Below are 13,055 nucleotides of genomic sequence, written 5' to 3'. Positions count from 1 at the left end.
AAAAGCCTTGGGATAACCAAGGCTTTTTGTCCGATTCGGTAAACGAATTAACGTTTAGAGAATTGAGGACGTTTACGAGCTTTACGTAAACCAAGTTTCTTACGTTCAACTTCACGAGCATCACGAGTAACGAAACCAGCTTGACGTAGAACAGGTTTTAAAGTTTCGTCAGCAGCGATAAGCGCACGAGTAATACCGTGACGGATCGCGCCAGCTTGACCACCGATACCACCACCTTTAACAGTGATGTAAAGGTCAAACTTTTCAGTAACTTCTAAAAGTTCTAAAGGTTGACGAACAACCATACGAGCAGTTTCACGACCGAAATATTGCTCTAAAGTACGGTTGTTAATAACGAGTTTACCTGTACCAGCTGACAAGAAAACACGTGCAGTTGCGGTCTTACGGCGACCTGTACCATAATTAGTAGCCATGTGCTGTATCCCTTAGATGTCCAAAACTTGTGGCTGTTGAGCAGCATGAGGATGCTCAGTACCAGCGTACACTTTCATTTTTTTGATCATTGCATAACCAAGAGGACCTTTTGGTAACATGCCTTTAACCGCTTTTTCAAGAACAGCTTCAGGTTTGTGAGCAATTAACTTCTCAAAGTTAGTCTCACGGATACCACCAGGGAAACCAGTATGGCGATAATATTTCTTATCAAGTGATTTGTTACCAGTCACTTGAATTTGTTCAGCATTAATCACAACGATGTAATCGCCAGTGTCAACGTGAGGAGTATAAGAAGTTTTATGCTTACCGCGTAAACGACGAGCGATTTCAGTCGCAAGGCGACCTAAAGTTTTGCCAGAAGCATCAACAACATACCAGTCATGTTGAACTTCAGCTGGCTTAGCGCTGAGAGTTTTCATTAAACCACTACCTATTATAGTTGGTTTGGACTATGGAATCTGTCCAAACAAAAGGAGCGAGCATTCTAAACGAGTTTGTTCAAAGTCACAAGAAAAATCCAGTTTAAGTTAGATAATTTAATACATAAACTGATGAATGGCAGATATGTTAAAATGAAACAAATTCTTGTTATATGTCTGGGGTGATTGTGCTGCCTTTATATATCACTTCTGGTGAGCCTGCTGGTATTGGTCCAGATATTTGCTTAAGTCTGGCGGAACGCATTGATGAGCGTCCGATTGTTGTTTTGGCTGACCGAAATTTATTGCAACAACGTGCTCAAAAGCTAGGCATGGACATTAAGTTTTTAGAGTATACAGGGCAAGCTGAATCATGTTTGCAAGGCGAACTTTATATAGAGCACGTCGCGTTAAAAACAGAAGTCATCGATGGCCAATTAAACCCAGCTAATGCAGCTTATGTATTAGAACAATTACGTCGCTCAGCTGATTATGCAATGTCAGGTAAAAGTGTAGGTGTAGCTACTGCGCCAGTACAAAAATCGGTCATTAATGATGCAGGTATTTTATTTAGTGGTCACACTGAATATTATCAAGAGTTCGCTGGTGTAGAGCGTGTTGTCATGATGCTCGCAACAAAAACCTTGCGGGTAGCTTTAGCGACTACACATTTGCCTTTAAGAGAGGTAGCCGATGCAATTACCAAACAACGCTTACATCAAGTGATAGACATTTTACTTCATGATTTAAAAACCAAGTTTAAAATTAACGATCCAAGAGTATTAGTGTGTGGATTAAATCCTCATGCAGGTGAAGATGGTTACTTGGGGCATGAAGAGATTGATACGATTAATCCGGTTCTTGAAACTTACCGCTCTCAAGGCATTAAAATCAGTTTAAGTATGCCAGCAGATACTTTATTCACTCCTGATCACCTTAAAAATACCGATGCTGTTCTTGCCATGTACCATGATCAAGGTTTACCTGTGCTAAAATCACAAGGTTTTGGTGAAGCAATTAATATCACATTGGGCTTACCGTTTATTCGAACTTCAGTCGATCATGGTACTGCTCTGTCTTTAGCTGGGACAGGTTTGGCAAAAAGCTCAAGTTTAAATGTCGCTGTCGATTTAGCTTTATCGTTGGCAGCGAGTTAAATTTTTCATGTTGGAAATGTTCTATGTATCAAATTAATGCCCTAAACCCGAAAGATGAAGGGCATAAAGCTCGTAAACGTTTTGGTCAAAACTTCTTACATGATCAGCGAGTCATTGCCAAAATTGTACGCTCTGTTAATCCGCGTCCAGGCGACAATATTGTTGAAATTGGCCCAGGTTTGGCTGCTTTAACCTCTCCTTTAATTGGAGAGTGTGAGGCTTTAACTGTAGTCGAGCTAGACCGTGACTTAGCAGCAGGCTTACCAGAACGTGTACCACATCCAGAACGTTTAACTATCGTAGAAGCTGATGCATTAAAATATGATTTTAGCCAACTTGTAAAAGATGGCCGCCCATTACGCGTTGTTGGTAATTTGCCTTATAACATTTCTACACCATTACTTTTTCATCTCTTGGAATTTGGTAGTCAAGTTAAAGACATGCATTTCATGTTGCAAAAAGAAGTGGTAGAACGTATTACTGCTGAGCCAAATACAAAAGAATATGGCCGTTTATCGGTAATGATTCAATATTATTGCCAGCCTACGTTTTTATTTGAAGTACCTGCCGGCGCATTTAATCCGCCACCAAAAGTGACCAGTGCTGTATTCCGTTTAGTTCCTTACGAACAAAAACCGATTGTTGCGAAAGATGAGAAAGCTTTAGCTCGTTTGGTTGCACACGTATTTACTCAACGTCGTAAAACTCTAAGAAACAGTCTTAAAGGTATGTTAGCTGAAGATGGCTTCGAAAAAGCAGGAGTCGATCCAATGGCTCGTCCAGAAACTTTGACACTTGTTGAGTTCGTAGCTTTAGCAGATCAAATGGTGGCATAAATGACCAAGCGTTATAACTATGTAATTGGAGATGTGCAGGGTTGTTTTGAAGCACTTAAAGCATTACTAAAAGAAATACGTTTTGATCCTGATCAGGATTTTATTTGGTTTGCTGGTGATTTGGTTGCACGTGGGGAGAACTCGGTAGGTGCACTGCGTTTCATTAAGAAACTAGCCGATCGAGGGGCTGCCGCTACAGTATTGGGTAATCATGACTTAACACTCATTGCTTGTGCTCGTGGTCTTAAAGAAATTAAGGAAAAAGATCGTACGCAGGACGTTATTGATGCTGTGGATGGTGATGAACTCATCGACTGGCTGCGTAAACAACCATTATGTTTATTTCCAAATGAACAAACTGTGCTAACGCATGCAGGTATACCTTGTATTTGGAGTGCATCAAAAACGGCTGCGGTAGCGAAAGAAGTTGAAGTGGTATTATCAGATGATGATCTGTCTGTGCTAGATGCTTTTTTGGCTGAAATGTATGGTTCGAAACCGGATCTTTGGACAGATGACTTAACTGGTAATGACCGTCTACGCTGCATTACCAATTATTTAACACGTATGCGTTTGACCAATGCAGAAGGTACTTTGGAATTTAGTTTTAAAGATACTTTAGATGCACCAATGCCGGAAGGTTATTTACCTTGGTTTGAATTTCCAAGTAAAGCTGCACAAACACATCAAATATTTTTTGGACATTGGGCGGCTTTAGAAGGCAGAACTATTAGTGATCATATTCAAAATGTTGATGGTGGTTGTGTGTGGGGAAAGAACTTAATTGCTTACCGTCTTGAAGATCAGCAAATATTTTCAGTAGTTAACCCTGTGATGTAATAAAAAAGCCGCATAAGCGGCTTTTTTATTTTCGAAAATTATTCTAGTCGAATCCAGATTTGATTGCGGCCTAAAGCAGAAACTCCAAGATAGCCGCGCATATGTAGACGGTTACCATTTGCACTGAGTTTGGCTTTTAATCCGTAAACTTTACCAGTATTTGGATCTAGAATTTTTCCTCCGGTATAGGTTGTACTATCAACTTGTTTTAAGCCAGTCGCAATATCCAAACCTACAATATGTTTATTGGTATAAGGCGCTGGACAGTTATCACAAATTTCTTTTGGTGTATAACCCGGACGCGGTGTGATTTTTACAACTTTTCCTGCATACGTACCATTCGCCTCTTTACGTATTTCTACGTGAGCCTTAGGTGTGCCAGTTTTATCGTCAATTGTTTGCCAAAGACCGGTAATATCGGCTGCAAAAGTAGCAGTATTCATTCCCAATAGGAGCAAAGCTCCAACAAAAAATTTCCCCATAATCAAAAATCCTTTTAGATTTGAAAGTCCATCTTATTTCTAATTAATAACGGGTTCAATGTTTATTTAAACTACTTTTTAATCAATGTATTCCAAAAGATAACATGAAGGTGGGTAGCCAGATTGCAGTAAATACCCCATTTAAGGCCATACCAAATGCAGCATAACGACCCGCAACAGGGCCACGCTGCCAAGCTTGAGCAGTTCCAATTGCATGGGCAGCTAAGCCTAGAGCTAAACCTGATGCTCTTTCATCATGAATATGCTTAAGTAAAAATGGTGAAAATGCTGCACCAATAACGCCAGATAAAATCACGATCAGAGTGACTAAAGTTTCTGGAGCATGTAATAAAGTCGCGATATTTAAAGCAATAGGTGTAGTTACGGCGCGTGTAGCAAAAGCCAAAATAGTAGGCTCAGACATATGCAATAAATAAGCAAGTCCCATTGGTAAAGCAACAGCACTAATACTTGCAAAGCATAAAATGCCAATAACCGATTTAAGAGGTAAGTCGTCATAACGCATCGCAGCTAATGGTATAGCTAAAGCAACCGTGACATATCCTAATAAATGGCTAAATAAATCATTTACGTAAAGACGGTATTCTTCATAAGGAACTTTCAAGATTGACAATAAACCAATCACAATGAACATACCAAAAACTAAAAGAGGCACTTGAGGGAAACGACGGTTTAAAGGTTTTGCACAAAGATAGCCAACTAGCGTAATCAAAAATCCATATAAAATCATAAACATTTTATTCTCCTTATAACCAATGTTTGGCCATTTTTGCATAGACCCACAAGGGTATAAGGGTGCTCACCACTAATACGAAGAGAAACAAAGGAATTTCTTTACCCATATGTACCAGCATAATTAATGAACCTGCACAAATAGGTAAAAAAGCAAAACCACTTTCTTTCATAATTTTATTATTGGTGTCGACAAGTCTTAAGGGGATTTTCTTAAACTTGCGCCAAATGAGTAAGATGATGAGTAAACTAATTAAACCAACTAAGTTACCTAATTCTGGATGACCAAAAGCACGCATAACGACGACTGAGCCTTCACGGAAACCGATAATAAGTAGAAAAGTTCCTACCCATGCTGCCCAATCTATACTTTTGATCTTATCCATATTTTTTATCTCTAAAAGTGTACTTATCAAGTTTTAACTGATCTAGTGCTTGATTTCAAACTCTTCCAATGGTCTTTTAAACTGACTCGCCCGTTCACCTAATATCTCGTCGATAGGGAGTTTGGCTTGACGAATTAACTGCTCAAGCTTATGAGGTGCAATTCGTATATCAATATGTAAAATTCCTTCATCATCATAATGTTCAGATTCGATCACGTTTAAAGCATAAAGCTGGGTACGCAATTTGCCATAAGCAGGTTTAAGTTTTAATGAGAATTGTTGAAGTTGTCCCATTAAACATTCTTGGACTGCTTGACGTAGTAAATCTAGCCCTAAACCTGAATGTGCTGAAACATACACACGATCAGGAACATGAGGCTGTGAATAAATAATTTTAGCCTCTTCACCACTTAAATCGATTTTGTTGTAGACACGAAGGACAGGTGAATCTGCTCCAATTTCTTTTAAAACCCCTTCAACAGCTTCAATCTGATCAAGCATGTCATGGCTACTACTGTCAATGACATGTAAAAGTAGGGTGGCTTCAAGCGTTTCTTCTAAAGTTGCTTTAAAAGATTCAACTAGATCATGTTGTAGGTTTCGCACAAAACCTACAGTATCTGCAAGCACAACAGTACCAATGCCATCCCATTCTAAACGACGTAAGGTTGGATCAAGAGTTGCAAACAGTTGGTCCGCTGCATACACATCACTTTTTGCTAAAATATTAAATAATGTGGATTTACCCGCATTGGTATAACCTACTAAGGATACGGTTGGGATTGAAGCTTTTTGTCTTGCCGCCCGCCCTTGTATACGAGTTTGATGAACTTTATCTAACTTATCTTTTAATTGTGTAATACGCACACGAATGAGGCGACGGTCTGTTTCGAGTTGGGTTTCACCGGGACCACGTAAGCCAATACCACCTTTTTGTTGTTCAAAGTCAGCAGACCAACCACGAATCAGGCGAGTTGATAAATGTTTAAGCTGAGCAAGCTCGACTTGTAATTTACCCTCATGGGTGCGGGCACGCAGCGCAAAAATATCTAGAATTAAACCAGTACGGTCAATGACTCGGCATTTTAATATTCTTTCTAAATTTCGTTCTTGAGCAGGTGTTAAAGCATGATCAAAAATAACCAGTCCTGCTTCTAAATCACGAACTTGTTCTGCAATTTCATCGACTTTACCGGAACCAATAAAAAACTTAGGATTTGGCTTATTACGTTGCACTTTAATGTGTTCAAGAATATCTGCACCAGCAGACTGTGCAAGTAGAGCAAACTCTTCGGCATCCAGATCATCTAATAATTGTACAGACACACTCACTAATATTGTGCGTTCACCGCCTTGATGCCGATCAACATATTCCACGTGGTTATAAATCCTGAAAAGGCTAAAACTTTATTCTAGTGGAAACTTGAGTAAAAGGGGAAAGGGTTTGCTCTTATCCTTTAGATTATCTACATACATTTTATTTTTTATTTGCTTCTATCGCATAGCGATGCAAGTTTATTCCGAAACGTATAGAATGGCTCGAGATGGGTATAACAATGATTGATCGTTAGTGAAATTTTATGGCTCAAACGCAAAGTATAGTGAATTCAACATTAAAGAAATTTTCAAAAATAGGTTTATACGGAAAAAAAGTTACTTCAGCGACAGCGGCAATCAGTGAAGGTTTTTATTTAGTTTATCGTCATGGACTTTATAAAGATCCAAATAACCCTGTTAACACACGATACGTCCAATATTTTTGCCGCCGTTTATGTAAAGTCTTTAACCTCGATGTTCAAGTGCATGGCACAATTCCTAGAGAACCGGCTTTATGGGTAAGTAATCATATATCTTGGCTTGATATTGCTGTTTTAGGTTCAGGTGCGCGTGTATTCTTTTTAGCGAAAGCCGAAATAGAAAATTGGCCTATTCTTGGCAACTTAGCAAAAGGCGGTGGCACTCTATTTATTAAGCGTGGGTCTGGTGACTCTATTAGAATTAGAGAGCAAATTGCTGGGTTCTTAAAACAAAATATTCCAGTTTTATTCTTCCCAGAAGCGACTACTACAGATGGTCATTCTGTTAAAAAAGTTCATGGTCGTTTACTTGGAGCTGCTATTGAAGCAGAGCGTCCGGTACAGGTATGTTTAATCTGCTATGTAAATCGTCATGGCGAATTAGATACCGTTGCACCATTTATTGGGGAGATGTCTTTTGTTGAGCATATTCAGCGTGTTCTAGAAATGCCGAAAGTAACGGCTCATTTATTAACATTGCCTCCTATCTCGGTAGAAGGACATGATGTAAAAAGTTTAACTCAAGAAGTCCAACAAAAAATGGTAGAAGGTTTGGCTCAATTACATCAAAAAGTACTTAAGCCAAAAAGTTAATTACATAAAACCTTCGAGAGGCAGCCATGAAAGAAACTTCATGCCTGCCTTTTGCCACCATTTCATTTCTGGCTCTTTTCTATAAATGACAGGGCCTTTTGAAGTTTCTTGTTGCCAATAAATATTATTATTCGGATCTAGTTTTAATTTATAAGCATACTTATTTAAATTTTCATCCATCGTATGGTGAATTGTTTTAGCCAGTGATGGGCTATCTAAAATTACACCAATTTCAGTATTTAAATAGGCTGAACGTGGGTCAAAATTAAATGATCCAATAAAAACCTGTTCATCTAAAGCCATGAGTTTAGTATGTAAACTTGAGCGACTTAAACCTTTCATGTTTACTTTTGCTTTGGTTGCCAACTCATCCGTATTTTTATTTAAATTACGTTTATCTGGAGTTGGTAAAAACTCATAAAGTTGTACGCCGTTTTTCAAAAGCTCTTTTCGATATCGACCATAAAATGCATGAACCACAGCAACATCATTGGCTTTAAATGAATTTGTTAAAACACGAACTTCTACCCCTTCTTTGGCGAGGGTACTTAAAATTTTAGCGCCTTGCTTTTCAGGAATAAAATAAGCAGAAATCAAATCAACATTGCTTTCTGGTTTTTCCAAATGATTAATCAATTGGAAATTCAAATGCTCTTCTTTTTTTGCTTTTGACTTAATTTTATCAGGGGAGTCTTTTACAACCTCTGCCTTCACCCAGTCAAACTGAATGTTATGGTCTAACCATTTATCAAAAGCATGCGATCTAGACGTTAAATTGAGAAAGTTTTGAACAGTGGCTTGTTGATAGTGAGCTTCTAGTTGTTCTTTCAAACTTTCATATCGTAAACGGTGTTGTTGAGCACTGACAATACTCTGGACTGAGTATGCATATTCATGATTCCAGTAGTCATCAAAAGAATTTACGATGTCATCAACAGCAGCACCGACTAACATGACATCGACATCAGAGAATTGATAACTATCACTAACGTTATAATACTGATTTGTCATATTACGCCCACCAATAAGCGCAACCTGATTATCGGCAATAAAACTCTTATTATGCATACGATGATTGATACGCTTTAAGTCTAATAGCATATCCATCGCGCGGTATTTACGAAAACGGTATGGGTTAAATAATTTAACTTCAATATTTTTATGCTGAGAAAGGGCCAGTAAAACACCTTCCATCTTTTTAGCATTATTATCATCAATCAATAAACGCACTTTAACGCCACGATCGGCAGCACGAATAATGGCATGTAAAGCTAAAGCACCGACCTTATCGTTATCCCAAATATAGTACTGTAAGTCTAAAGTCTTCTCGGCTTTATCAATCAACCTTAAACGAGCTGCGAGAGCTTCTAACGGATCATTTAAAATGTGGTAACCCGTTAAATTTGGATTTTGCTCACGTAAAGGTGTAATAATTTTTGCAAGTGAAGTTTGAGATGTATCGATATCACGCGCGTATTGAACTGGTTCAACCCGATGTTTAGGTAGCGTGCTACAACCTGTCAAAGTTACAGCAAAACTTGAACAGACAATTAAAGAAGCTTTGATCAAAAAGCCTTTAGCCTGTTGATGAGTTTGAAGCTGTTTGGAATGAAAGGATTGTGCCATAATCAATACATACGATAAGGTGAGCTAGAGTATAATTCGTGCATATTGAAAGATAAATATTGAATTTGATTACTAGCAATCAATATAAGATAAGTCGAGAATCGTAATGTGGAACCCAAATTCAATCATCTTTTGTTTTTACTTTATTTTTTCAATACTTGCCTTATGGGGAATTGTCGAAGCTTGGGTTCATCAATCGCGTACCGAGACGATTCATCCATTTAAAGCTTTTGTTCACTTACTTGCTTTTTATCTATCTTATCTTCTTATTCCACTTTGGTTCTTTAATTTATATGCAGGTTGGATGGGGTATTACTCAATTCATCAGACTATTTTTATATTTTTATTAAGCGGTATTCTCATTTATGCGCGTTTTATAGAACCACATATGGTACGTGTCGATGTTCATCAGTATCGTTTGAATCCAGACCGCCGTTTTAATAAGCCTGTAAAAGTTGCTTTAATTGCCGATTTACATATAGGTTTATTTTCTGGCCATGAGCGACAACTCAAAATCATTGTGAAAAAACTCAATGAACAAAAGCCAGACCTAGTGGTTGTGGCAGGAGACTGGACTTATGAGCCAGAAGATAAGTTGGTGCAAGAATTGAGCGTACTCAAAGATATTCAGGCCCCTGTGTATTCTGTTCCTGGAAATCACGATGAACAATATCCAGGACCTCCTATTCAACAACTATTAAAAGACGCGCTTTACTACAATGAAGTTATGGATATTGAAGGGAAAATTGTTGAATTTGATGAATTTCGTTTAATTGGTATTGGTGATCTTTGGGCTGGGAAAACCGATATGCGTTCAATGCCAGACTTACCTCAAGATAAGCCTTGGTTAATTTTGTCCCATAACCCCGATACTGTAGATATGGTTCCCAAATTACCTAATCGCCCCTTAATGTTATCTGGACATACTCATGGGGGACAGGTTGAACTTCCTTGGGTAACTAACTATATTATGAAAAAAGTATCAATCTTAGGTCATAAACGTGGCTTTTATTCACATGAACATGCTGATGTTTTCGTCACCGTAGGAACGGGTATGGTTGGAATACCATTAAGATTTCGGGTGCCGCCTACTATTGATATTATTGAGCTTGTATAAAATAAAAAAGCCAATCATAAAGGATTGGCTTTTTTATAATTAGAAACCTAAGGAATAATGACGATTGCAACACGACGGTTAATTGCCCGATTTTCATTGGTTGTATTCGGTACATAGGGTTGAGTTGAACCACGCCCAATAACGTAAATATTTTCCTTTTTAAAACCGTGAGTCAAGAAAAGGTTCGCAACACTTTGCGCACGTTCTTCAGATAACTTTTGGTTGTATTCAGGATTACCTACATCGTCAGTGTGACCAACAATTTTTAATTTATTCAAATCATATTTATTTAATTGATTTGCTAAACGTGTGAGCTCTGCCTCATGACTTTGTTTTAATGTTGCGTCATTAAAATCAAATAATAAGCGTTCTGGTAAACCTAGAGTCCAACCTTCATTAGTAAGTACAAAACCCTCTTTTTTTAGCATTTTTACTTGACGATATTTCAAAGGACCAAAACTCAAGCAGCCTGCAAGCGCAATGCACAGCAATGCAATAAAGGAGAGTTTCAAAGATCTTGTATTCATAAATTAGCCTAAATTTAATTCTCTGGTTTATAAATAAACCAATGTTGCTCAGAAGTCTTAGCCTTATACATCGCTTGATCTGCTTGCATAATAAAATCTTCTGGACTAGACGCAAATTGGGACAAAGCAATCCCTACACTAAAACTGAAATAAATCGTTTGATCATTTAGATGCAAAGGTTCTTTACAGCTTTCGAGTAAATTTTCAGCAATAGATATTAAATGATCGGCATGCGTAATGGAATGCAAAATAACCGCAAATTCATCCCCGCCTAAACGGGCAATAAAATCTTGATGACGTAAACGCGTTTGTAACCTTTTCGCCATCTCTTTTAAAACCTCATCACCAGCTAAATGTCCGAACTGATCATTAATTGATTTGAAGTTATTGTTATCTATAAACAATAAGGCTGACTTATTGTCAAAATCCTTATCTTCAAACATATCTAATAGGATTTGATAAAAATAATGTCTATTCGGTAATAAGGTAAGCTGGTCATGATGAGCTTGAAACGATAATTTACGATTTTCCTTTTGCAGCTGATTATCCCAAATCTGAATTTCTTCAAGTAACTCGTTAAAAACCGTATTTAGATCTTGAAACTCTTTAATTCGGTTATAAGGAAAACGAAGGTTATAAGCTTTTTGTTCACTTACGATTTGAGCAATATTTGTGAGTGGATAAATCGCTTGCATAATTTGACGATAAGTCAAATTCACTGACCACCATAAAGCACAAACAATAAATAACATTGCAATCGCAAGACCGACCATAATCATCTTTAAAAATTGCAATATTTTTTCAGAGCTACCAAAAAGTGTGAGTTCACCTACATTCTGTTGGTGATGATAAATTGTTAAATGTACCGGCTCATTTAAAAACCAGTGATCAAACCATCCTTCTAAAACTGAAGTTTGACTCGACAATTTAAAGCTTTGTGCAATTAAATGATGTTCAGAATCATAAATATGAATTGCTCGAATAGAATGATCATTTGTATATTCATTTAAAATCTGTTCTATCGTGATCTTGTCATTAAATACGACAGCTGGCTGAATACGCTCTAGAAGCGTATGGCTGAGTAACTGCAAATTCTGCTTTGCATAAGTTTCCATAGTAAAAACGGAAATAGATACAAAGGTAAAAGAACAAATAAAAAAAGTAATAGCAAAAATCGTAAATTGAGACTTTCTAAAAAGAGCATGTAGAGAAGTGGACTGATACAACTTGGATATCATAGCCCTTACTCCGCATTCTTAGCCAAGAGTAATACCCTTGGATCAATATGGACCTTGGAGTGGCTTAATGCATCTAAGTTAACTTTAAAAGTGGTGTAATTATTTTGGTCATATAAGCAAAAGATACTACCAACTTCACATTCTGAATTATTAATACTTAAAGAAAGCAAAGAACGATATGGATAATTTTGAATTAAATTTTGTTGCTGCTGAGGAGAGGTTGTAGAGAAATAAACAGCTTGGCAATGCGACTTAGGAAAATCTTTAGCATTAACCGTTTGTACACGATAGTTATAAGATAATTGCTGAATATAAGACTGAAAAGTAGAAGTAATTGAAGCATTATCAATTACACAAAGAGTAGGAGTGCTTACATTCTCCCATTTGCTATAACTTAAAATAGATAAAGTCAGCACATAGAAATTATGTTTTGAATTGGCATACGCAGGCCCACTCGTAGCAAACACTACAAGTATGCAGAATAATACTTTCTTAGCGGAGTGCCACATGGTGAGTTAATGCCAAATCAATTGCACGAATAATCTATTCTACATGAAGTTGATTAACTAAAAAAAGTTTAATATCTCATCTAATTTTGACTAAAAAGCCTAAAAAATGATCGGTTGGTGCGTTGGATGTTAAAAAGGTATTGCAAAGGGATTTGGATGGTCTATAATGCACATCCATCGGCGGTGATGCAGATAGAAACTTGTTGAAAAACAGTTACTTGAGATTAAGTTGATTGCTTTAAGTGATGAATTTGATGTTAAGTTGGTTTAAAAGACAAGTTTTAAAAATATCGAAATTACCTGTTGACTTTTAAGAGAT

General features: G+C 37.3%; 15 protein-coding genes. 5 read left to right on the top strand and 10 right to left on the bottom strand.

Annotated elements, in window-relative coordinates; all coding sequences use genetic code 11:
• Window positions 1-47: 47 nt before the first annotated feature.
• Window positions 48-434, bottom strand: a complete 387-nt coding sequence (gene rpsI, locus ABLC00_RS16020; protein ID WP_002048725.1) for a 30S ribosomal protein S9 — start codon at window positions 432-434, stop codon at window positions 48-50.
• A gap of 12 nt (window positions 435-446) precedes the next feature.
• The gene (gene rplM / locus ABLC00_RS16015) at window positions 447-875 is read right to left on the bottom strand and encodes a 50S ribosomal protein L13 (RefSeq protein ID WP_002048731.1); all 429 of its coding nucleotides are present in this window, start codon (window positions 873-875) and stop codon (window positions 447-449) included.
• A 173-nt stretch (window positions 876-1,048) separates the two neighbouring features.
• On the opposite strand from rplM, the gene pdxA reads away from it, so the two are divergent.
• From pdxA to ABLC00_RS16000, 3 genes are read left to right on the top strand one after another with little or no spacing between them, the layout of a single operon-like run.
• On the top strand, window positions 1,049-2,032 hold the full coding sequence (gene pdxA, locus ABLC00_RS16010) for a 4-hydroxythreonine-4-phosphate dehydrogenase PdxA (RefSeq protein ID WP_004711896.1): 984 nt from the start codon (window positions 1,049-1,051) through the stop codon (window positions 2,030-2,032).
• 23 nt (window positions 2,033-2,055) lie between these two features.
• The gene (gene rsmA, locus ABLC00_RS16005; RefSeq protein ID WP_004882897.1) at window positions 2,056-2,868 is read left to right on the top strand and encodes a 16S rRNA (adenine(1518)-N(6)/adenine(1519)-N(6))-dimethyltransferase RsmA; all 813 of its coding nucleotides are present in this window, start codon (window positions 2,056-2,058) and stop codon (window positions 2,866-2,868) included.
• Window positions 2,869-3,708: a symmetrical bis(5'-nucleosyl)-tetraphosphatase gene (locus tag ABLC00_RS16000; RefSeq protein ID WP_004882899.1), complete on the top strand. Its 840-nt coding sequence runs from the start codon at window positions 2,869-2,871 to the stop codon at window positions 3,706-3,708. It abuts the gene before it with no gap.
• Between the two features lie 38 nt (window positions 3,709-3,746).
• Here the strand turns inward: ABLC00_RS16000 and ABLC00_RS15995 are convergent, their stop codons facing one another.
• The 4 genes from ABLC00_RS15995 to hflX form a co-directional block, all read right to left on the bottom strand.
• A complete protein-coding gene (locus tag ABLC00_RS15995; RefSeq protein WP_002048729.1) occupies window positions 3,747-4,190 on the bottom strand; it encodes a DUF2147 domain-containing protein in 444 nt (147 codons plus the stop codon).
• 82 nt (window positions 4,191-4,272) lie between these two features.
• Complete coding sequence (locus ABLC00_RS15990) at window positions 4,273-4,947, bottom strand: LrgB family protein (protein ID WP_000480818.1); 675 nt, start codon at window positions 4,945-4,947, stop codon at window positions 4,273-4,275.
• A 10-nt stretch (window positions 4,948-4,957) separates the two neighbouring features.
• Entirely contained in the window at window positions 4,958-5,329 is a 372-nt protein-coding gene (locus tag ABLC00_RS15985) for a hypothetical protein (protein ID WP_002048719.1), read from the bottom strand.
• 42 nt (window positions 5,330-5,371) lie between these two features.
• Window positions 5,372-6,706 (bottom strand): ribosome rescue GTPase HflX, encoded by a 1,335-nt coding sequence (gene hflX, locus ABLC00_RS15980; protein ID WP_002048698.1) that lies wholly within the window; start codon window positions 6,704-6,706, stop codon window positions 5,372-5,374.
• A gap of 203 nt (window positions 6,707-6,909) precedes the next feature.
• Between hflX and ABLC00_RS15975 the strand changes: the two genes are divergently transcribed.
• Window positions 6,910-7,719 (top strand): 1-acyl-sn-glycerol-3-phosphate acyltransferase, encoded by an 810-nt coding sequence (locus ABLC00_RS15975; protein ID WP_002048714.1) that lies wholly within the window; start codon window positions 6,910-6,912, stop codon window positions 7,717-7,719.
• On the opposite strand, the gene ABLC00_RS15970 is transcribed toward ABLC00_RS15975, so the two are convergent.
• Entirely contained in the window at window positions 7,720-9,345 is a 1,626-nt protein-coding gene (locus tag ABLC00_RS15970; RefSeq protein ID WP_348941256.1) for a phospholipase D family protein, read from the bottom strand.
• A 106-nt stretch (window positions 9,346-9,451) separates the two neighbouring features.
• Here ABLC00_RS15970 and ABLC00_RS15965 point away from each other — a divergent pair, with 106 nt between their 5' ends.
• On the top strand, window positions 9,452-10,462 hold the full coding sequence (locus ABLC00_RS15965) for a metallophosphoesterase (protein ID WP_004882906.1): 1,011 nt from the start codon (window positions 9,452-9,454) through the stop codon (window positions 10,460-10,462).
• A gap of 47 nt (window positions 10,463-10,509) precedes the next feature.
• Here the strand turns inward: ABLC00_RS15965 and ABLC00_RS15960 are convergent, their stop codons facing one another.
• Genes ABLC00_RS15960 through ABLC00_RS15950 form a run of 3 tightly spaced genes read right to left on the bottom strand, consistent with a single transcriptional unit; the run spans window position 10,510 to window position 12,736 of the window.
• Complete coding sequence (locus tag ABLC00_RS15960; RefSeq protein ID WP_001097560.1) at window positions 10,510-10,989, bottom strand: OmpA family protein; 480 nt, start codon at window positions 10,987-10,989, stop codon at window positions 10,510-10,512.
• A gap of 14 nt (window positions 10,990-11,003) precedes the next feature.
• The gene (locus tag ABLC00_RS15955; protein ID WP_004711907.1) at window positions 11,004-12,227 is read right to left on the bottom strand and encodes a diguanylate cyclase domain-containing protein; all 1,224 of its coding nucleotides are present in this window, start codon (window positions 12,225-12,227) and stop codon (window positions 11,004-11,006) included.
• 5 nt (window positions 12,228-12,232) lie between these two features.
• Entirely contained in the window at window positions 12,233-12,736 is a 504-nt protein-coding gene (locus ABLC00_RS15950) for a YfiR family protein (protein ID WP_033847069.1), read from the bottom strand.
• Between the last annotated feature and the right edge of the window lie 319 nt (window positions 12,737-13,055).

It is taken from the genome of Acinetobacter nosocomialis, from assembly GCF_041021905.1.
GTDB classification, from domain to species: Bacteria; Pseudomonadota; Gammaproteobacteria; order Pseudomonadales; family Moraxellaceae; genus Acinetobacter; species Acinetobacter nosocomialis.
The sequence above is the reverse complement of the archived record's forward strand: the minus strand, read 5'-3'. Positions and strand labels throughout refer to the sequence as shown.

Bases quoted from the DNA above. Each gene is read 5' to 3' on its own strand.
- rpsI (WP_002048725.1), bottom strand. From the start codon at position 434: ATGGCTACTAATTATGGTACAGGTCGCCGTAAGACCGCAACTGCACGT.
- rplM (WP_002048731.1), bottom strand. From the start codon at position 875: ATGAAAACTCTCAGCGCTAAGCCAGCTGAAGTTCAACATGACTGGTAT.
- pdxA (WP_004711896.1), top strand. From the start codon at position 1,049: ATGTCTGGGGTGATTGTGCTGCCTTTATATATCACTTCTGGTGAGCCT.
- rsmA (WP_004882897.1), top strand. From the start codon at position 2,056: ATGTATCAAATTAATGCCCTAAACCCGAAAGATGAAGGGCATAAAGCT.
- ABLC00_RS16000 (WP_004882899.1), top strand. From the start codon at position 2,869: ATGACCAAGCGTTATAACTATGTAATTGGAGATGTGCAGGGTTGTTTT.
- ABLC00_RS15995 (WP_002048729.1), bottom strand. From the start codon at position 4,190: ATGGGGAAATTTTTTGTTGGAGCTTTGCTCCTATTGGGAATGAATACT.
- ABLC00_RS15990 (WP_000480818.1), bottom strand. From the start codon at position 4,947: ATGTTTATGATTTTATATGGATTTTTGATTACGCTAGTTGGCTATCTT.
- ABLC00_RS15985 (WP_002048719.1), bottom strand. From the start codon at position 5,329: ATGGATAAGATCAAAAGTATAGATTGGGCAGCATGGGTAGGAACTTTT.
- ABLC00_RS15975 (WP_002048714.1), top strand. From the start codon at position 6,910: ATGGCTCAAACGCAAAGTATAGTGAATTCAACATTAAAGAAATTTTCA.
- ABLC00_RS15970 (WP_348941256.1), bottom strand. From the start codon at position 9,345: ATGGCACAATCCTTTCATTCCAAACAGCTTCAAACTCATCAACAGGCT.
- ABLC00_RS15965 (WP_004882906.1), top strand. From the start codon at position 9,452: ATGTGGAACCCAAATTCAATCATCTTTTGTTTTTACTTTATTTTTTCA.
- ABLC00_RS15960 (WP_001097560.1), bottom strand. From the start codon at position 10,989: ATGAATACAAGATCTTTGAAACTCTCCTTTATTGCATTGCTGTGCATT.
- ABLC00_RS15955 (WP_004711907.1), bottom strand. From the start codon at position 12,227: ATGATATCCAAGTTGTATCAGTCCACTTCTCTACATGCTCTTTTTAGA.
- ABLC00_RS15950 (WP_033847069.1), bottom strand. From the start codon at position 12,736: ATGTGGCACTCCGCTAAGAAAGTATTATTCTGCATACTTGTAGTGTTT.